Origin of the sequence: Gimesia aquarii, assembly GCF_007748195.1 — a bacterium.
GTDB classification, from domain to species: Bacteria; Planctomycetota; Planctomycetia; order Planctomycetales; family Planctomycetaceae; genus Gimesia; species Gimesia aquarii.
Genome location: NZ_CP037920.1, coordinates 5,113,400 through 5,134,126 on the forward strand (window position 1 = coordinate 5,113,400; position 20,727 = coordinate 5,134,126).

11 protein-coding genes are annotated in these 20,727 nt (G+C 46.5%); 3 read left to right on the forward strand and 8 right to left on the reverse strand.

Annotation, left to right across the window (positions count from 1 at the left end):
- Positions 1-90: 90 nt before the first annotated feature.
- A complete protein-coding gene (locus V144x_RS19745; RefSeq protein ID WP_144987374.1) occupies positions 91-1,185 on the reverse strand; it encodes a DUF1559 domain-containing protein in 1,095 nt (364 codons plus the stop codon).
- Positions 1,186-1,831: 646 nt separating this feature from the next.
- On the opposite strand from V144x_RS19745, the gene V144x_RS19750 reads away from it, so the two are divergent.
- Complete coding sequence (locus V144x_RS19750; protein ID WP_144987376.1) at positions 1,832-3,544, forward strand: hypothetical protein; 1,713 nt, start codon at positions 1,832-1,834, stop codon at positions 3,542-3,544.
- 20 nt (positions 3,545-3,564) lie between these two features.
- Here the strand turns inward: V144x_RS19750 and V144x_RS19755 are convergent, their stop codons facing one another.
- Positions 3,565-5,373, reverse strand: coding sequence for an arylsulfatase (locus tag V144x_RS19755; protein ID WP_144987378.1), 1,809 nt, complete (start codon positions 5,371-5,373; stop codon positions 3,565-3,567).
- 424 nt (positions 5,374-5,797) lie between these two features.
- On the opposite strand from V144x_RS19755, the gene V144x_RS19760 reads away from it, so the two are divergent.
- Positions 5,798-7,681 carry a Xaa-Pro dipeptidyl-peptidase gene (locus V144x_RS19760; RefSeq protein WP_144987380.1) on the forward strand — a complete coding sequence of 628 codons (1,884 nt, stop codon included), beginning with the start codon at positions 5,798-5,800 and terminating at the stop codon, positions 7,679-7,681.
- Positions 7,682-7,736: 55 nt separating this feature from the next.
- Here V144x_RS19760 and V144x_RS19765 read toward each other — a convergent pair whose 3' ends face one another.
- The 6 genes from V144x_RS19765 to V144x_RS19790 all read right to left on the reverse strand — a co-directional run bounded on the left by V144x_RS19765 (position 7,737) and on the right by V144x_RS19790 (position 19,091).
- On the reverse strand, positions 7,737-9,203 hold the full coding sequence (locus V144x_RS19765; protein WP_144987382.1) for a DUF1501 domain-containing protein: 1,467 nt from the start codon (positions 9,201-9,203) through the stop codon (positions 7,737-7,739).
- A gap of 6 nt (positions 9,204-9,209) precedes the next feature.
- Positions 9,210-12,389 carry a DUF1553 domain-containing protein gene (locus tag V144x_RS19770; RefSeq protein ID WP_144987384.1) on the reverse strand — a complete coding sequence of 1,060 codons (3,180 nt, stop codon included), beginning with the start codon at positions 12,387-12,389 and terminating at the stop codon, positions 9,210-9,212.
- 276 nt (positions 12,390-12,665) lie between these two features.
- Entirely contained in the window at positions 12,666-14,057 is a 1,392-nt protein-coding gene (locus V144x_RS19775) for a DUF1501 domain-containing protein (RefSeq protein WP_144987386.1), read from the reverse strand.
- Positions 14,058-14,104: 47 nt separating this feature from the next.
- Positions 14,105-16,918 (reverse strand): PSD1 and planctomycete cytochrome C domain-containing protein, encoded by a 2,814-nt coding sequence (locus tag V144x_RS19780; protein ID WP_197998537.1) that lies wholly within the window; start codon positions 16,916-16,918, stop codon positions 14,105-14,107.
- Positions 16,905-18,566 (reverse strand): LamG-like jellyroll fold domain-containing protein, encoded by a 1,662-nt coding sequence (locus tag V144x_RS19785; RefSeq protein WP_144987390.1) that lies wholly within the window; start codon positions 18,564-18,566, stop codon positions 16,905-16,907. The genes V144x_RS19780 and V144x_RS19785 overlap by 14 nt, the downstream gene beginning before the upstream one ends.
- Before the next feature lie 3 nt (positions 18,567-18,569).
- Complete coding sequence (locus V144x_RS19790; protein ID WP_144987392.1) at positions 18,570-19,091, reverse strand: sigma-70 family RNA polymerase sigma factor; 522 nt, start codon at positions 19,089-19,091, stop codon at positions 18,570-18,572.
- Positions 19,092-19,503: 412 nt separating this feature from the next.
- On the opposite strand from V144x_RS19790, the gene V144x_RS19795 reads away from it, so the two are divergent.
- On the forward strand, positions 19,504-20,673 hold the full coding sequence (locus V144x_RS19795; protein ID WP_197998538.1) for a hypothetical protein: 1,170 nt from the start codon (positions 19,504-19,506) through the stop codon (positions 20,671-20,673).
- Positions 20,674-20,727: the final 54 nt, after the last annotated feature.

The window sequence follows — 20,727 nt, forward strand, 5'->3', positions numbered from 1 at the left end:
GGAAAAACATGTGATACGTCTCTTTTACGGAGGGCAGCAAGCTTACTACCCTCCGATTTTCAAGTTGATGATTTTCTAGCTCTAATAAGCTTAGAAATCGCCTACCGGTTCACCACCTGAGACAGAACCTAATGCTCCCCAGATACCAAAGGGACTCCTGGCAGAGCCTGATGGAGATGTTGAGGCTGGATTACCAGCGTCAATGTTTTCGCTGATGAATCGGACAGCTCCGTCCCCCATCAGGACTTGGGCGCCTCCTGCATGCTGGCTGGTCGGATCCTGAACGCCATCCTGTTGATCGCCTGGCTGAGAGCAACTCGGCTTGTTAGGGCCCAGGATGGTACTCATACCAGTAAAACTCATCGCTCCATCCATCCAGCGCAAACCGCCCCAACGGGCCGAACTCCCGGCGTATTGATCAGTAGCGTTGTTGTAATTATTAAGGCATACAGAAGCGTCAACACGGTATTGAGCTTGAGTAATATTCGTGGCAATCGCACCAGTCAGGATTGAATTTCCACCTGGCTTGGCTTTGATACGTTCACCCATGGCAATCGTATTACTTAAACCATCGGTAACGTCACGAATTCTTCTTACGCCAGAGTTCCCAGATCCACCGACGAAAAAACCTCTCAGACCACGACCACCGTTTCCGTTCCACGCGGGATTGGTATCCCAGGCAGTATCGCCTCGTGAGAACATGTAATTGGATCCACGGCGCGGAAGCTGCTCGGTCGAATCTCCATCCGATGGACACAACAGCATAGGGATGGATGTTCTGACCGCTTTATGATTGTTATCCCAGGGAACAAAATCAAATCCATTATAATTCGTAGTTCCATCGACCGCGGCGGCGGTACCACCCGCTGCAATCAAGTTGAAGAGCGGTGCCTGGTCAATAAAGGGAAGCAAACCCACAAATCCGCTCTGCCGCCGTCCACCTGGTCCACCATTAGAACCAGATGCCATAGGCATGCAACCATGTACTTCATGATAGCCGTGAACCGCAATTCCCAACTGCTTCAATTTGTTTTTACACTCTGTCCGCCGCGCAGCTTCACGTGCTTGCTGGACAGCAGGAAGTAGCAGTGCGATGAGAATTGCAATAATCGCAATAACGACCAGTAATTCAATTAATGTAAAACCAAATGTAAAACTTCCTTTGCGTTTGTGTCTCTGTTTCATGTTAATCCCTCCACAGTAAAAGAATAATGAGAAAAGTCCGCAACGAATTAAAAAGTGATGTACCGAATGGCTTATCAACTTCTAGAAACTTCAATGAATATTTTGTGTAAACCGATAATGAACCACAGATGTGACTTCTAGGTTTGTAGGTAGAACTGAGTATGAACCTTCAAACCTATCAGCATATTTATGTGTAAATAATTTCTATATGTAATTAATACATCAGTTCATTAATATACTAACGATTAATTACTGCTTTTATATCGATATGTGGTATAATGTCAATTCAATTCTGTACAAAAATAAAATTCGCATGTTGATTTTATTTCAACGATATTTGAAACTTAAAAATTAGAGAAACCCACTTTATTTAATATTAATAAGTAATTAAATATTATATAGTTACAGCGAATACTACTTCCTCCAACCACCAGATTGTGCAAATAAACTTTAACCATTAACTGCATGATGTAAGATGGCAGATACAACAGGTTTGGAGAATCAATAGATTCAGAAACCCTGAATGATCAGTATTGTTACTACACAAAATATGAACAAATTTTCTAAAGTTTTTAAACACAAAATTAACCGTATGAACAGTACATTTCAGGTAACACCATAGTGATCACAGGGAGTCACTCGTTGTATGACTAAAGCCGTCCGAAGAGTAATTCAATCGCGGCAAGTCGTTGGAATTTTCGTCGTTGTCATCTATGGAACACTGGCGCTCTGGTCGACATGGCCATTAGCACGTTTCTCGACAACAAGCTTACTGACAGGAGCATCAAACTCGTTAACAGTTCCCATGTTTAACCTTTGGTCCATCTGGTGGAATACAGAGGGGTTTCTTCAAGGGTTAAATAGCTATTGGAATGCTCCAATCTTTCATCCGACCCAAAATACTTTTGCATTTTCAGAGCCACAAACAGTAACGATGATTATGGCTCCTATCATCTGGCTCACACATTCTCGCGTGCTCGCCTATAACATTTATCTTTGGCTTGCGTTACTGCTTAACGGTCTGTTCACATTCCTGCTGCTGAGAAAACTCGGCGTGAATCGTTCCACTGCAATCTGGGGTGGAGCCGCCATGCTGCTTTTGCCAATCGTGCACTGGCAGCTTGACGTTGTGCAGTTGACTCCCCTGTGGGGTATTTTGTGGACCTGGATTGTGTTATTGAAGATTTCCAGACATCCCTCTTTGCTTCGTGGCACCGAACTTGGAATGGCATTCGGACTCACATTTCTAACATGTAGCCATCAGGGGTTATTCCTGTCATTGCTCCTCGTCGGAGCGTTCTGGACATTGTGGAAACGATTGCTGAATCCAAGCCTGTGGACTGCTTGTGCTGTAGGCATTGGTGTTGCCATATTATTAATAGGCCCTGTTGTTTTCCACTTGCAAAAGGCGGCTAATCAAAACCATTTCCAACGTTCTTCTCAGACAGTTTTACAGCTCTCTGCACTTCCGGGGGATTATACTGCATCCACTGGCAGGCATTTAATCAATTTCGGAATTCTGGCAGCAAGAGACCAATGGCAACTCTCACCCGGATGGTTCAAGGTTGGACTGGCGACGACAGGAATTATCTTCGGGTTGATGCGGTGTCGTTGGCGGTGGTGGACCATGTTTATGCTCATGACCATGCTACTAGCCTTTTTACTGTCCTTGGGACCAAATCTTAATATCTACGGATGGTACCCCTGGTGGACACTCACAGAATACTGCCCTGGTTTTTCTCAGGTACGAAATGTCTTTCGATATGCATTTTTTGTGCAAATGACGATTGTATTGTTAGCCGCTCAGGGGCTTTATGGCGCTTTTCTGATGAGTCGAAAATCCAGTTCGAAAAAACTACATAATTATATGGCGAAACCAGCGCTTCTCATTCTTGGCCTGATTGCACTGTTTGAAGTCTATCCGACTTCGCCTGTGCTCGGAAAAACTCCCCACATCGAAAGGCACGCCGGTTGGATTGCTTATATCCGAAACAATACTTCTCCCGATCATGCGATTACCTGTATCCCCTTTGCACAGGGAGTTAAAGTCAAAGACTTTGAGACGACGACGCGATGGATGTACTTTGGCACGTTCCACGGGGTTCCACTTGTCAACGGCTATTCAGGCTTCTTCCCGGATGAGTATTTTGAAATCAGAGATGCCTTGAACGTCGAGTCTCCATCAGAAGCAATTTTACAACAGCTTGCCGATACAAAAGTAGAATTTCTAGTCGTAATGCGTTCGGAGGAAAGAAAAAACGCGTTTATTGACTCCAAGTTCGACTCTGTATTATTGGAGCATGTTTTTTCTGACCCGGTCGGCGTAGACATCTTTCGATTGCGAAAAATTGAAAAATAAAGTACTCGATATCCAGAGGTTTATTGAATTCGCTTGAGTATCAGCAAACGGAAATCCATGACCTGACTACCTGGAATGTCCAGGGCACGTAAGGTCAACTGGCCTGTGCCCTTCGCCAACATGATCTTCCCCAGTTTTAAAGGTTTAAAATCTTTGACGAAAGATTCCGAGCGTTTAGCGCGGTCTTGTGCTTCGCCTTCTAACGACGGGTCGTGTGCTTCGGTAACCTTGCCCTGTACTTTTTTACCATTGAAACTCAACTCAACGGTAGAACCTAAATCAGCCTGCGGACATGTATAATACAGTATCGCTTCATAGGTCCCTCCCTCGACGACTTCCGCATGCCAGGTGATGCTATCGTTTGTGCTGGTCCAATTAAAAAAGAAAGAGCAGTTGGGGTGCCGCGAAGAGCGTTTGATTTTACCATGAGAGATCGCGTCTCGAGCCGGTAATTGCGTAGTGACACAGTTTCCATACCCGATTAAAAACGGACGATCAACATCAGGATATCCATGGGGCCAAACTGAAGCTTTCCAGTCAGCGGTTGCTTTTTTTAGCTTTGCAGTCACTAGAGGCTTTAGTTTCGAAATGTCTTTTCTTTGGCCGGGATCTTTGATCATGTCAAAGAGTTGGCCTTTATCGGACAAACGATATTGATCGGTGCGCACACTCACACGTTGACGTAAACTGGAAAAAATCATTCGATCTGGCCAGGATTTCCCCGAATTCATCATCAGTGGCTTGAGACTGACTCCATCAATGGGTTTTGGTTCAGGCCGGGAGATGCCAGCTAAGTCTGTCAGCGTGGGTAAGAGATCAATCGCTCCCGCGATCTGGGTGACCAAATACCCGGCAGGCAGATGCCCCGGCCATCGAATTACAAAAGGTGATCGAACCCCGCCCTCATCCAGGGAACCTTTCTTTCCTTTCATATCCCCATTCCAACGCACCCCATTCGGCCCATTGTCGGAAAAATAAACCACGATGGTATTGTCTGCAATTCCCAGACTTTTTAGTTTTTTAAGCACTCGCCCCACATTCCAGTCAATGTTCTCGCACATTGCCAGCGCTGCGCGAAGGTGATCCGGTTGTTCTTTATGAGGTTCGCGGTTGTGCATCTTGAGTTGTTTATCAGCAAAACGATCCCAGAAACGGTCAGGTACCTGCATAGGTGAATGAGGCGTGCAGTAAGGGATATAAGTAAAAAAAGGTTTACCGCTCTGAACCTGTTTTTCAATGAAGGCCATGGCTTTGTCTGTCAAGTCATCAGTAATGTAACCATTGCCTTTCACAAAGGTCCCATTATGATCCAGCATCGGGCTAAAATAGTGCCCCCAATGCCCTGACGTAAACCCATAGTATTCATCAAATCCTTTCGCATTGGGATGGTTAGGGTATTGTGTTCCATTGTGCCATTTTCCAAAAGCTCCAGTGGCATAACCTGCAGTCTTGAAAACCTGGGCAATCGTGTATTCATCCGCATTGAATCGTTCTTGCCCCCTGGAAACGCCAGTTGTTCCTGTACGTGCATGGTAGCGTCCCGTTAAAAATGCAGCACGCGTCGGAGCACAGACTGCTCCCACATAGAAACGATCAAACCTCACACCATCTCTAGCCAGCGAATCAATATTCGGCGTATGCAGATTTGTATTGCCATTACTGCTCAGATCCCCCCATCCCTGATCATCAGCCAGGATGATAACAATGTTGGGGTGTTGCGAAGCTTCCGCGGTCGATGAAATTTTCACTGGAGAATGAATTTTTTCGTCTGCGAAGACAATACCCGTTATAGTGCAAACCAACAAACCCGCTGTTATTAAATGATTCATGTAGACTCTCTTGATTGGATGGAATAAAGACCAGATTGAGTGTTTCTTCACAACCTCAAACTTTTCGTCGTTAGAGAAATTCTCAATGCTCCCCAAAAGTTGATTTTTACAATGATATCGAATCGCGTCAGCCGATTCACGTTTCTTTCCAATTTAAAATAAATCGTTCTGGTTTTTCTTATCTAATTAATTGATAAACATCTCTTTCAAATTATTCTCAGACAGTCAGTTCGATATCATTCGGCAAGACGTCCATAAATCGTTGCCGAAGCTAAGGTTCATCTAAAAAAGTTTTCGAAACTGAGACTGGCAAAGAGTGATCTTCTGTACGTAGAATGGAATTGTTAAACCTGAATATCACCGTAGAATTCCAAAGAATACAAACTGGTTTCTGAAATTTCGAAGCTTTTTGGGAAGACCTTGTATGTTATCAAATCATAAAATCAATCACTGGTCTAATTGGTTGAACTGTGTATTGGCCACCATCTCCCTACTACTGATTTTCAGTAACCAGACAAGTGCAGATGAAAAAAAAGCGAGTCCCCAATTTAAAGATGGAGAAGCGCAAATAGTCAAGGCGTTTGCAGACGCCGACTATTGGATTCGGCACGACTTGTGGGTCGAAACGGAATTCGACTCTGATGGTGATGGCAAGCTGGACCGGATGCACGTCAGTGTTACGCGACCTCGACAAACTGAAAGTGAAGGTCTGAAACTTCCTGCAGTCTATATTTCAAGTCCGTACTTCGCTGGAACCGGTTCAAAGGGCAGACAATATTTTTGGGACACAAAACAGGAACTCGGAGCAGTACCAAAGAAACGAGAGCGTGTCCCCTCTGTCGTACGCAAGGGCATGCGGCCGATCATATCTAAGACACATATGAAAGACTGGGTACCACGCGGATACGTCGTCGTTCACTCGTCGTCTCCCGGCACAGGACTGTCACAGGGATGTCCCACGATTGGTGGTGATAATGAGTCACTCGCCCCCAAAGCAGTGATTGACTGGTTGTGTGGTCGAGCGAAAGGCTTCACAACCATCGATGGCTCTGAGCCAGTCACCGCCAAGTGGTGTACGGGCAAAGTTGGAATGACAGGAACATCGTTCAACGGTACTCTCGCTCTGGCGGCAGCCACAACTGGTGTTGAAGGGTTAGAAGCCATCATCCCCATCGCCCCAAATACATCATACTATCACTATTATCGATCAAACGGCCTGATCCGCCATCCGTATGGTTACCTGGGAGAAGACATCGATTATCTTTATGACTTCGTCCACAGTGGTGACAAAAATCGCCGAGAACACTGCAACTGCGAAATACGTGACAAAGAACTCTTGAAACAATTCGATCGAGTGAGCGGTGACTATAATCGCTTCTGGGCTGGACGTGATTACCTGAACGACATCAAGCCTGTCAAAGCAGCGGTGCTGATGTCGCATGCATTCAACGACTGGAATGTGATGCCGGAACACAGCGTTCGCATCTTTAAAGCACTGCAAGCAAACGGTGTCCCAACTCAAGCATACTTTCATCAAGGTGGGCATGGTGGTCCTCCTCCAATGAAGCAGATGAATCGTTGGTTCACTCGCTATCTACACGGAGTCAAAAACGGTGTCGAGAAGGACCCCAAAGCATGGATTGTACGTGCAGGTGCCAAACGTGATCAACCCACGTCCTATGCAGACTACCCAAACCCAAAAGCGAAGCCTGTGAAGCTCTTTCTCGGCGCTGGTGCCCCTGAACAGGGAATCCTCTCGATCAACACACAACCAGCCCAGGGTACAGAAAAACTGGTCGATAATTTCTCTTTTAATGGTACTGCTTTAGCTCAGGCAGAATGGACAGAACACCGCCTGATCTATGTTTCACCGAAGCTCTCAAAGCCAATTCACATTTCCGGGACTCCTCGAATTTCGATTCGGCTCGCCTGTAACAAACCTGCCGCGAACCTGTCAGTGTGGCTGGTTTCACTTCCCTGGACTGAAGGTAGAAACTCAAAGATCACCGACAACATCATCACTCGTGGCTGGGCTGATCCACAAAATCATCGTTCGCTGACAGAAAGTGAACCGCTGAAACCAGGTCAATTCTATGACTTATCATTCGATCTGCAACCCGACGATCAGATTATTCCGAAGGGGCAACAATTAGGCTTGATGATCTTCTCAAGTGATCGTGACTTCACCTTACGCCCTACCCCCGGAACAGAACTGACTGTGGACCTCGATAAGACATCAATGATGCTACCTATCGTAGGAGGCACGAGTGCACTGAAAGAATCTCTTGCACCCGGCAAAAAGAAATGAATTAACTTGACGGAGTATGAGTGAGCAAAGATTTTATTACTACATTCTGCTTTTACTAAGACAACAGTCCTTTGACGACATTCGCCCCATCGACTCCCGTGAGCTTTAAATCGAGCCCCTGGTACTTCACTGTAAAGCGATTGTGGTCGATGCCCAGACAGTGCAGAATACTCGCATTTAAATCGTTAATGTGCACCGGATCTTTCACAATGTTATAGCAGTGATCGTCAGTTTCTCCGTAATCGATGCCTGGCTTAAAACCACCGCCGGCAACCCAGGTTGAAAAACAGCGACCATGATGATCACGGCCATGGTTGTCTTTGGTAAGTGTTCCCTGACTATAAATCGTCCGGCCAAATTCTCCTCCAAAGATAACAACTGTGTCGTCCAATAATCCTCTTTGTTTTAAATCTTTCACGAGGGCTGCTGCTGGCTGATCCACTTTATCACAATTATTACGAATGGCTTTCGGCAAGCTTCCATGTTGATCCCATCCACGTTGGAACAATTGAATGAAGGGCACACCACGTTCAGCCATACGACGTGCCAAAATACAATTGGCAGCGAAGGTTCCTTTTTTCTGTGAGTCGGGCCCGTACATGTCAAAGGTGGCCTGCGTTTCGCCACTCAAGTCCATCAAACCTGGAACCGAAGTTTGCATCCGATAGGCCATTTCGTACTGTGCAATCCGCGCTTCAATTTCTGGATCGCCCGAAAGTTCTGCTTTTTCCGCATTGATTTTTGCCAGTCCATCCAGCATTTTACGACGAAGTCCTCTGTCTAACCCTTTTGGATCGGACAGATACAATACAGGATCTCCAGCACTGCGAAACTGCACTCCCTGATGTCGAGAGGGTAAATTCCCACTGCTCCAGAGTCGTGAATAAAGTGCTTGACCTGGTGCATTTCCGACGGAGATCATCACTACATAAGCGGGTAGATCCTTGTTGGGACTGCCTAATCCATAACTCAACCACGCTCCAAAACTGGGACGTCCTAATTGCTGCGTTCCCGTATTAATGTAGGTAATGGCAGGATCATGGTTAATCGCCTCTGTGTTCATAGTGCGAATGATGGCAATGTCATCCGCGATCGATGCCGTATGCGGTAGAATATCGCTATTGATCCATGTCCCTCGTTCGCCATAGCGTTTGAAATTGAACATGGGTGCCACACAGGGAAACGATTTTTGACCACTGGTCATACCTGTGAGCCGTTGTCCTTTGCGAACTGACTCAGGTAGCTCTTTCCCGTGAATCTTCTTCAGGACCGGCTTATAATCAAATAAATCAATATGGCTGGGTCCACCGGCCATAAAAAGATAAATGACCCGTTTCGCTTTGGGTGCAAAATGGGGTAGTCCCGGCAATCCACGTTGCTCGGGACCAGTTTGACTGGCCGCTGATATTTTGGGTACTTCACCTAACAAACTGGCGAGCGCCGCAGCGCCGAGGCATCCACGCGAACGCGATAATAATTGTCGACGTGTTAACTGTCGCTGATATTCTTCAATTGGATTCATTAATCTTTACTCGCGCGTTAATGTTTCGTCTAAATTTAAAATCATGTTTCCAACCACCGTCCAAGCTGCCACTTGTATGACATCCAGTTTTTTATCTCGGGGTGATTCGCCCATACTCAGTAATTCTTCAGCCGCTTTGGGATTTTTCTGATATTGTTTCAGACTTTCCTGATAAACGTTCAAAAGTACTTCGCGTTCTGAAGAACGGGGTTCTCTCGCAGTCGCCAATAAAAAAACATACGAGATTTTTTCGTCGTTTGTTGAGCCCCCTTCTTTCAATAACCGTTCTGCCAGGTGACGAGCTGCTTCCACAAATTGGATATCATTCATTGTCACTAATGCTTGCAATGGTGTATTCGTACGTGGTCGTCTGATTGTGCACTTCTCCCGTGTAGGAGCATCAAATATCTGCATACTCGGTGGAGGCGCGGAACGCTTCCAGTAAGTGTAGAGACTACGACGATAGAGTTTTTCACCGTGATCCTGAACGAATAAGGGCTTGCCACTCAGTCCGACTTCTTTCCAAAGTCCGGGAGGTTGATATGGTTTCACGCCTGGTCCTCCCATTTTTTTGTTAAGTAGCCCACTGATATGAAGCGCACTGTCGCGAACAAATTCTCCCTGTAATCGAAATCGTGCGCCACGTGCCAACAGTTTATTTGCAGGATCTTGCAGATAAGCTTGGCGTAAGGCATCTGATGATTGCCGATAGGTTGCTGACATTACAATTTGCTTGAGCATCCGTTTGATATCCCAACCTGATTCGCGAAAATCGACAGCCAACCAATCGAGTAATTCAGGATGACTGGGAAAGGCCCCTTGTGAACCAAAATCTTCTGGTGTGGTGACAAGCCCCGTCCCAAATAACATTTGCCAGTAACGATTGACGGCGACACGAGCTGTGAGTGGATGGTTATCTTGAAAGAGCCACTGTGCCAAACCTAAGCGATTTTGCGGTGCTTCTTTTGCCATCGGAGGTAAAATGGAAGGGGTCCCCGGTTGCACTTTGTGCTTGGTAGGAGCATCATAAGCGCCACGTGCGAGGATGAACGTATCGCGAGGCTTCGCCATGTCACTCATCATCATCACCGTCGTCAACGGTTTGAGGAGTTCTGTCTCCTCTGTTTTCAATTCCTGCTTTTTCTTGATTAAGGCGATATACTCTTTATCTTCATGTTCCAGATAATAATTGCGCAATTGTTGCTGTTGTTCTGGCGTACGTTGATCAGGGGCCACAGCCAGAATAGAGGTGATCGGAAGCTGTTTCGAAAGTGTTTTAATTTCAGATTGACTCAATGCGCGATTAAAAGCAGCCACTTCATCTACAGTTCCCTTCAACCGCGAACCGGGATGCCGACTACCGATCAGTAATGCCTTAGGGGTACGAATCGACTCGCTTAATCGATCTTGCTCAATGTTCCAATCCCATAACTGACCATCGACATAAATCTTGACTCCCTTCGCTTTGGAAGAGCCATCATAGGTCACAAACACATGATGCCAGGTACCAGGTTTGATTTTTTTCTTTGAAGTTACTTTAATCGCATTGGTAGGCCATTTATTAATAATATGAACTGAGATTTTTTCACCAGTAATGAAAATGTCATATCCACGATGACTATTGGCATCATCCATTTTAGCCAATAGAACTCCTGACCCCTTGGGCTCCAGATTAAGCCAGCCACCCAGGGAAAATTGATCCGTGCGTTCAAAATCACACACGTTTCCTAAATCAATATAGGTCTTACCATCAAACTTCACCCCCTGATCGTGTGGAGATTTCACCCAGTTTGCATTTCCATGGATGGTCCCTTTTCGCTTCGGATCAACTTGATCGACAACCTGCTTGCCTTCTCCTTGAGCGAGTACAAAATGCAATAACTGACCTTTAAGATCAGTGGGACTTTCTTGTCGCTGTTTTTCTTTCGTGGTGAGCCAGTCTGTAAATTGGGGAGTCGCAGCTTTCTTTCGGGCGGCAAGCTGCTTTTGGTTCGCTTCCATTTTGGCACGCGTTTGCGGCAGTTTTTTTTGTTTTTCCGGATCGACCAGTTCCACGATCGGTTTTGCGTTCCCCTTTCGTGTCTGACTTCCGCCATCAGCGCTGATATTAAAAAATCCAAAGAAGCGGTAATAATCTTCATGTGAAATGGGATCGTATTTATGCTCATGGCACTGAGCACACTCCATACTGAGCCCCAACCAGACAGTTGAAGTTGTCTTCACACGATCGACAGCGTACTCAACCCTGTATTCTTCGGGAATCAGTCCTCCTTCATCCGTCGTACCATTATTACGATTAAACCCTGAGGAAACTTTTTGTAACGGTGTTGCATTGGGAATCAAATCTCCCGCCAATTGCTCTATTGAAAACTGGTCAAAGGGAATATTTGAGTTATATAACTCTACAATACGATCGCGCCAGGCCCACATATCTCGTGGTCCATCCGCATGATACACACTCGTATCACCATAACGGGCCGCATCAAGCCACATCAGAGCCATTCTCTCACCGTAATGCTTTGAATTTAACAAACGGTCAACCAGTTTTTCATAGGCATGGGGAGATTTGTCTTCGAGGAAGTTTTTGATCTCTGCAACTGTGGGAGGCAGACCCGTCAAATCGAAAGTCAGTCGTCGAATTAACGTTCGCCGGTTGGCTTCAGCAGATGGTTTTAATTGTTGATGTTCCAGCCGGGCCAACACGAATTGATCGATGGGATTTTGAACCCAGTTGCTTTTCTTAACTTGAGGCAGCTTTGATTTTTCTGGTGAGAGAAACGCCCAGTGACTGTTCCACTCGGCGCCTTCATCAATCCAGCGTTTAATCAGCTTCACCTGCGCAGGAGTTAATTTTTTATTTGACTCCAGAGGCGGCATTTTCAGATCGACGTCTGAACTGGTAATGCGAGCATAGAGTTCACTTTGATCGGAATGCCCCGGAGTGATGGCACTATCCTTTGCAGCCTGTTCCATATCTAGACGAAGATCACCTTCTCGATGTTCGGTATCAGGCCCATGACAATGAAAGCAGTTGTCAGAAAGAATCGGTCGAATATCACGACTGAAATCTATTTTTGTAGTAGATCCTGATTTTTTCGTTTGCCCGGTTTCAGCCAGACAGACATTGATTGTCAATATGAGACAACAAACCAGAGAAACCAAACTCAGGCGGGAAGGCGTGCGCATAGGGAATTATGTCCTTCAAAATTGAACACAATCAACGATCTTGGTGCGTCTCAAGAAAATCCGAAACTACGACATCGCAGTACGTGGAGAACAGGTGGGTCCCAATTAAATGATCGTTATAATAGATGTTAGGGATGTCCGAAGCCGATTGTCAAGGCTTTTCCCATTGAAAGACGACCGTTGATTCCAACCACAGATTAACAAACAATGTTCATAAATCCGTAAAACATGAGATTGATCTTATTTGATTTGAAATCTGTTAAACGAAAGAGAAATCTAGGCCATGATCTCTGGGATTAGTTCGCCACCAAATTGAGAAAGCTGTTTATAACGACCACCGTGGAAATAAGTCAGTTTATTGTCATCCAGTCCGAGCAGGTGCAGCATGGTGACATGCACATCGCGTATGGGATGAACCACTTCGACAGCTTCGGAAGCAATTTCATCAGTCGCTCCGATAACTGCACCACGTTTCACACCTCCGCCTGCAAACCACATATTCATCGCATCGATGTTGTGACCACGACCGAGCGCAGTGACACCTCCTCGGTAATTGTTATCAGGAGTGCGACCGAATTCCCCCGTCCAGACAACAAGCGTTTCATCGAGCAGACCGCGTGCCTTGAGGTCTTTAATTAAGGCGGCAATGGGTTGATCAACACTGGCAATGCGTGAGGAATGGCCTCGTTCGAGATAGTCATGGCTGTCCCACCCCCCAGAGAAAATCTGTACGAACCGAACCCCCTGCTCTACGAGACGCCGTGCCAACATGCATTGACGACCAAAGGCGGCTGTTTCTTTGCGATCCAGCCCATAAGCGGACTGTAGATGCTGAGGTTCACTGTTGAGATCAATGATACCCGGAACTGACATCTGCATGCGGTACGCAAGCTCGTAGCTTTCCATACGCGCCTGTAACTCCGCGTGCTCGGGATGTGCATCCGCATGAAGAGAGTTGAGCATCGCCAGTTGATCCAACGCTTTTCGCTGATGCGCGCGAGATTTGTACTTGGGGGGATTCAGATCAAGGATCGGTGAACCGGTAGACCGTAATCTTGTCCCCTGATAGTGCGAAGGGAGAAAGCCATTGGTCCAGTTTGCAGGACCTGCCTGTGGGAGTGCCAATTCTGTCATGACAACATAACCGGGAAGATTCTGGTTCTCGGACCCAAGTCCGTAAGTCACCCAGGCCCCCACACCTGGATCGCCACCGAGCCGACTGCCAGTATTCATGTGAAGCAAAGCTTCGGGATGATTGAGCGATTCAGCCTGACAACCACGGTAGACGCATAATTCGTCTGCAACGACTGGATCTGCCAGGAACTTCCACTGGTCGGACATGTCGATTCCTGCATTCCCCACCTTGCGTGATTTGAAAGGACTGCCGACATAAAATCGCTTGCCTGTTGCTAATCCTTTTGTTCGCTTAGACTCAGTCAAATGCAGTTGATTCAATTTTGGCTTGGGGTCGAACGTGTCTGCCTGTGATGGTCCTCCTTCCATAAAGAGCATGATCACCGCTTTCGCCTTTGGCTGATGCAGAGATGGTTTGGGAGCTAAAGGATTCGTCACCTTTTTCTCAGCAGCCTGCAGGTCAGTGAGCGCCAACGCCCCCAATGATGCACCCATCCCATATAAAAACTCACGGCGGGGTATTGCAGTTGTCATTGTCTCGTCCTGATTATTCTTGAGAGAATTGATATCAAATAAAGATCTTAGTAAACAAACAGAAATTCGTTGGAGTTCAATAGCAGTAGACAGACATCGGCGAGTGCGCGCGTCTCGGCGTCTACGGTCCACGGCTTCGCATCCGGAACGTAGTCTTCATACACGTTCAACTTTTCGATGAATTCGAATGTATCGCCGGTCAGTTCCTCAACCAGTGACCTCACGACCTGCGTCGGATATTCGATCTTTTCCGGCTGATGTTCTCGATGATAAATCTGCATCTCTTTCAAATACTTTTCCAGGCTCTCCTGCTCTTGTGGAGTGGGACGTCGGCTATATGCCAGTTGGATGGCTCGGTTTATCCACTCCGCGGGTTGAGAGGGTCGTTCCTGCTGAATTCGTAAAGCAAAGGCAATGGACCGATCTGTCATCGTGTCACTATTGAGTAGAGTAAAGGCCTGTGGAGATACCGATGCAGAGTTTCTCATTTCACAAGACTCATTGGGATTCGGAAGATTCATAATTTCGAGGAAGGGATCAGCCTGACCACGAACTCGGTATGCATAAATCGTACGACGATTTCGTTCAGCCGGAGTTCGTGAAGGTTGATGGGCGGGTGCAATCGAAAACTGAATCATACGCGGCTGTAGCGCCACTTCCCTATTGATCTCAGGCATTATGGGAACCCCACCCATTTCTGGATTCAATTCGCCACTAATGAGCAGCGCACTGTCTCTCAATTCCTCAGCCGTGAGTCGGCGTGGCGGGAATGATGCCAGGAGCGCATTGTCAGGGTCAATAGTCGCCTGCTTCTTTACATTAAGTGGTTTGCTGGAGCGTTGATAAACCTCAGAAGACATGATTAATCGATGCAGGCGTTTCAATTTCCAGCCATGTTTGATGAAGTCGGTTGTCAGCCAGTCAAGCAACTCAGGATGAGTCGGCTTCCCCCCTTTGGCTCCAAAATTGTTCGCGGTCTTCACGAGACCTTTACCAAAGTGGTATTGCCAGACTCGATTGACGATCGAACGTGCTGTGAGTGGATTCTTGTCATTTGCAATCCACTCTGCCAACGAAAGGCGACGTCCCTGAAGGTCGGCTGTGATTTGATGAGGATTCCCTGCTTGTGAATTGACCGCAAGTCCCGTCGCACTCAACACTCCAGGTGAAACGGGATGTGAAGGTGCTTCGAGAGAACCACCACTGAGAATGAAATTTTCTGGTCGCCACTTGTGATTGATGCGTTTTGGTGGTCGTAGCTTTCTGCCATTCTTATAGTCATCCTGTCCGTTATAAACCGCCTGCGCCATCGGCTCATAACGTTCCAGGCGACGTTGCCAGATCCATACATCCTGTTCACGCACCTTCTTGATTCCCTTTTCTTCTGGTGTCAGGCCTACATGACGAGGCGGCTTTTTGTCTTCGGGATCTTTTTTCCGGGCGTTTTCGTTCTTGTAAGGCAAATTATGCTCGGCATACCATTTCTTTGCCGCTGCTTCCTGTTTGTTAACAACTTTGTCGCGCTCGGCTTTCGCATACTCGAGGAGTTCTGCAACTAATTTTCGTTTTTCAGCGAATCCCTTGCGGTTCTCCTCAGGCAGAAAAGCGACGTTCATTTCCGCCGGCTGTGTGGCCGCGAACGCGGCATACATGCTGTAGTAGTCGCGGGTTGGTACGGGATCAAACTTGTGATCGTGACATTTACAGCATCGCATGGGGATTGAGAGAAAGGATTGACCTACATTATGAACCAGATCATCGAGATAAATCTGTCGAAGTTCTTTTTGCGGAATCATCGCAGTTCCCCAAGGTCCCATCCGTAGAAATCCTGTTGCAATGACTGCCTCTGGATCACCGGGACGAAGTTCATCGCCTGCGATTTGTTCTACAACAAATTCATTAAAAGGTTTGTCTCTGTTAAAAGACCGAATCACATAGTCGCGATAACGCCAGGCGTTTGATCGCTCATAGTCATTCGAAAAACCAGCCGTATCGGAATACCTCACGACATCCAGCCAATGTTGTGCCCAGCGTTCTCCATAAGCATGACTCTGCAATAATCGATCAATGAGGTCAGCCCATGCCTGTTGCGGATTTTTTTTCCACGCCTTGCGAAATTGTGACACATCTTTGAGGCCAGGAGGCAAACCGGTCAGATCGTAGGTCGCACGCCGAATCAAGGTTGGGGCATCGGCCTGCGGTGCTACTTTGAGCTTTTCTTTATCAATTTTTCTTTGAACAAAGAAGTCGATTGGGTGTTGCCCCGCCAGCTTCATCTTTTGCATGTCTACCTGTTTCAACGGTTGGAATGCCCAGATATCTTCCGGCCGGTAGCGACGATAGGTCCAGTCATCTGCTAACCCTCCACTTGTATCAACAATGATCCCCTCATCATTTTCACGAACAGACCATTCCTGCTTCTGGATCGCTAATTGTGTCTTCGCGTCCGGCCACGGAGCCCCCGCAGCAATCCATTTTCTGATCCATTCCGTTTCAGTCTTCGTCAGTCGATCATTCTCTTTGGGCGGCATTTCAGAACCATTCCAAAGAACAGCCTGATATAGTGGACTCTTATTGGGATTACCTGGTACGAGTGGCGGTTCTTCCGGGTCAGTACCTTTAAGCATTCCCTCGCGCGTCATCAGATTATAATCACCGCGGACATCTTTCGGATCATGACCATGACAACCAAAGCATTTGACTTTGAGCAGAGGCAAAACTTTCAGAGTGAAAAGACGCTCCGCGGCAACTTGATCCCGTTTCTTATTCTGCTCCGCGGATTGGCTCAAGTTTGCCATATTCAATGCAAAACACAGTCCCGTAATGATGGCAATCAATGAAAGATACTTATGGCTTGCCATTATCATACATCTCCTTAATTTCTTCTGCGGTCAGAGCAGCAGCAAAAATTGCCAACTCGTCAATACGACCATTGAGATTCCGGATGGCAAATCGCGCATCGGGTTTGGTTGACATCGACCAGTTTCCAATCGTTGCGGCTCCGATTCGCGTTGTTTTCACCAGTTGTGAATCAGGAATACTTTCTGAATATAAAACTTTACCATTTAAATAATGAGTTGTACGTTGAGCGTCTACATCATAAGTGGTTGCCAGATGCAACCATTTCCCACTGAGGGACGGCTTCCAAAACGGAGGCGAAAGCACTTTACGATCTGGTGCTCCTTGTGTACCACGCTTACTGGGTCTTACTGAAAAGTAGATTTGCCCCGTATCCAAAATTTGCCAGTGGGGCTCACCCTGATTGTAATTGTCTGTCAGAAAAAGCGAATTGTACCAGCGGTCGAGACTGTCAATGCGGACCCAGCAGGCAAACGTCAGTGAACTGAACTCTCCAGGAATCTGTACCCGCACACGATCGCCCGGCTGTTTGAATTCCAGGGCGCGTTTCATTTTCCAACGTCCGGGGACAGACCGTGCACCAACAATGGCGCCATCCAACTCACTGTTTTTTGGCAGTACATCACACTTAAGTCTGCGTTCCCACCCTCCATTCTGGTCAAAAGCGAAGTAAGTAATCAGTCTTGGATCATTCCTTAGTTTTTCAGACCAGGCTTTCCACTGCTCGTATCGAGCAGTACGCCTCCCTTGTGCGCGAGACTCCAACGCAGCAATATCGAGATACCGCTCCGGGGTCATTTCAGACCTCTCGAATATGCCAGTGGGATTACGAACCAGTGCCTGTCCGGCCGTTAGAAGCTGCTTCTGATTATTTTCCTGCAATTCGACTTCACCATCAAAAACCTGCACATCGGCTCCTTCCTCTGAAACAGACAGGCCGAACTCTGTTCCCAGGTCGACCACCTTCATATCATCCACTTCGAGTGAAAAACCGCGTGCTGCCGGTGGAACTTGTGCCCTGAGTCGCCCATTATGTACCCGCGCAAGAGTCTCTGATTCAATTTCCAAGTCAGCCGGTCCTTCGATAATCAGGGTAGCACCACAAAAAAACTCAACCTGAGCGAATCCCGATTGAATCGCTAAACGCCCGGGTGGGAGTGCATCACCAACTTCGATAGCAGCTTGACCATCATCCCAGGTGACGTCCATCAGTCGAGTGATAATCGCCACACCACGGGAAGTGGCTTCCTCACGTTGCGGCTGTGAATTGGAATCCGCGGTTACAGAAACTCTTTGATTAGAATCTGGTGAAAATTCTAAATAGACAATGCGCCCGATGAGAGCACAAATCAGTAACATGGCAGTAGCGACGATCCAATAGTTAAAGCGGAATGGACGGGCTGCTGAATGCCTTACTGGCTTTACCCGTTGAACATTGTCATTTGTGGAATCTTCAACAGCAGGTCGAATGAGTCCCGCATCGCCTTCCAGCTTCAAAGCCGCACTCATTATTTGTTGTTGAAGAAAGAATTTCCGAGCAGACTCATCTTGACTCAAAATTTCCTGAATACGGGCCATTCCCTCATTGTTAAGCGTGCCTGCTTCCCAATCAAATAGTAGTGATTCCAGTTCTTCAATTTGTGAACTCATAATTTAACCTTCTGCAGCCATTCGTTTCTGTACACAATCAGCCAATTGTCGCCGAATGCGTAACAAGGCAACCTTGATTGAAGAAACAGACCGGTTCGCATTTTGACTCATTTCTGCAACCGATTTTGTACGAAAATATCGTTCTTCAATCAGTTCGCGATTCGATGAAGTTAACAGCCCAAGACAAGGCCGCAACGCTTCTCGAATGGCATCAATCTGTTCAGACTGACTGGCTGCTTCATCGCTCAGCATTTCCGCCAAGCTCGAATTCAGCAGCATCCGATCACGCTGCTTATCACGCAATTGTGCCAGTACCTGAAATCGGACAATCGCAAACGCCCAGGGCAAGAAAGGTCTTGTCTGATCATATTCTGCGATTTTCCGCCACAACACCAGGTTGGTCTCCTGTAAAACATCCTCAGCACGACTGTGGTCACCCAGCAAAGAATAGACATACCCGTAGAGCCGATTCTGGTTCTCTGTCAGTTGTTGCACAAATTGTTCATTATTGTCCGCTTGCCCCATAATTCCTCCGATTTACAGGTTATTACCGTCAACATCACTGAGGTTACATCAAATCAGGAAAATCTTTGACAAGAAAGGCGAATTAGTAAGAAATACTATCGAAATGTAGAAAGCAGGTATAAGTGGAATCAGCTTTTCTCAGTCTGACTTATTGAATTCAGATAACTAACAAAGTTTATAATCTCTAATACAATGCCTTTGCTGATAGACCAATTTCGCGTCCTGATCCGCTCTTGTTCAGGACCAGAATTCCGAACCACTAATACAAAATGACATTTCTTTAAAACTTTGATCGCACGAGTTCGGCTGTATATAATCATCAAATACAACACACCGGAACTTAAAATTATTGAGCAGCCGGCAGTTCATTTGAGATTTACGCAATCAACGAACTCAGTCTCCAGGCAACAAAATGACATTTTCCAATACAACCAGAAGAGAGTTTCTTCTTTCGACGACCTCAATTGCAGCTTCTCTTTCTTTGGGTTTTCCTCATATCTCATTTGCAAAAACGACTCAAACCAAACCGGAAGGGTTCTTCACTCTAGGGAAAAAAGACGATCGCTGGTGGCTGATCGGGCCTGATGGAAAACGATTTTTTACCTTGGGATTAAATCACGTTGATCCCGCAACAATCCGTTATCCTGAAAATATTGATCAATGGCGCAATGGCTATGGTAACAGTATGAAACGCTGGTTAACGGAATCAGTTGCCCCGAATCTTAAAAACTGGGGTTTTAATACTCTGGGGTGGAATCAGGAAGTCATCACCAGTAAACCTTTAAACCACCGCCATTCTCGCCATTTTACTCGTGAAGAATACCACTGGTTAAATATGCCCTATTGTCACCAACTCCCATTCGCTGACTTCCACCAATGGGAATCTGAGACACGCAACCCCGATTTCTTTTCAGAAGGGTTTGCTGACTGGTGTGATCATGTCGCACGCGAACACTGTGTTCCATTGGCCGATGATCCGAATCTGATTGGCTACTTTTATATTGACTGTCCCTGTTGGCTCCATGTAAGAAAGCATAATCAATGGAAAGGTCCTCTGTTTGATTCACAAAAGCTGAAAACAGAATCTGGTAAAGCAGAGCTCAGAAGACTCGCCCGCCAATATTATAAGGTGACGCATGACGCGATCCGTCGCTACGACCAACATCATCTCATCTTAGGTGATCGATACGAGGCAAACGCTCCCCTGACAATGGAAATCATCGACTCAGCGCGTCCTTTTGTTGACGTCTTAAGTTTTCAGGATTTCCGTGATCCAGTGAACCATCTGCATGAGTGGCATCGTAAAAGTAAAATGCCGGTTCTGTGGGCTGATGGAGCACGCGGTATTAAACAGGATGATGGTACAATTAGAAACGATGGAAACTGGTATGCAAAGACACTTTCCGCACTACGAAAGAATCCGGGATGTATTGGCGCCCATCTATGTGGCGCGTACTACAGAAACCGAGTACGTCGTCGGGGTCTTCTCGATGAAAACGAACAACCTGATATTGAAATGATCAATGCGATTCGGAATGCCAATCTTTTAGCTGAAGACTGGGTAAAAAGCTTCAGTGAATGAATTTGTCACCAAACTCACAATCATCATTCTTTTGTAAATTGAAATCAATTTTAC

What these genes read in the sequence shown, in the direction of transcription:
- V144x_RS19765 (WP_144987382.1), bottom strand. Translation starts at nt 9,203, where the DNA reads ATGAATCCAATTGAAGAATATCAGCGACAGTTAACACGTCGACAATTA.
- V144x_RS19750 (WP_144987376.1), top strand. Translation starts at nt 1,832, where the DNA reads ATGACTAAAGCCGTCCGAAGAGTAATTCAATCGCGGCAAGTCGTTGGA.
- V144x_RS19770 (WP_144987384.1), bottom strand. Translation starts at nt 12,389, where the DNA reads ATGCGCACGCCTTCCCGCCTGAGTTTGGTTTCTCTGGTTTGTTGTCTC.
- V144x_RS19795 (WP_197998538.1), top strand. Translation starts at nt 19,504, where the DNA reads ATGACATTTTCCAATACAACCAGAAGAGAGTTTCTTCTTTCGACGACC.
- V144x_RS19790 (WP_144987392.1), bottom strand. Translation starts at nt 19,091, where the DNA reads ATGGGGCAAGCGGACAATAATGAACAATTTGTGCAACAACTGACAGAG.
- V144x_RS19745 (WP_144987374.1), bottom strand. Translation starts at nt 1,185, where the DNA reads ATGAAACAGAGACACAAACGCAAAGGAAGTTTTACATTTGGTTTTACA.
- V144x_RS19775 (WP_144987386.1), bottom strand. Translation starts at nt 14,057, where the DNA reads ATGACAACTGCAATACCCCGCCGTGAGTTTTTATATGGGATGGGTGCA.
- V144x_RS19785 (WP_144987390.1), bottom strand. Translation starts at nt 18,566, where the DNA reads ATGAGTTCACAAATTGAAGAACTGGAATCACTACTATTTGATTGGGAA.
- V144x_RS19755 (WP_144987378.1), bottom strand. Translation starts at nt 5,373, where the DNA reads ATGAATCATTTAATAACAGCGGGTTTGTTGGTTTGCACTATAACGGGT.
- V144x_RS19760 (WP_144987380.1), top strand. Translation starts at nt 5,798, where the DNA reads ATGTTATCAAATCATAAAATCAATCACTGGTCTAATTGGTTGAACTGT.
- V144x_RS19780 (WP_197998537.1), bottom strand. Translation starts at nt 16,918, where the DNA reads ATGGCAAGCCATAAGTATCTTTCATTGATTGCCATCATTACGGGACTG.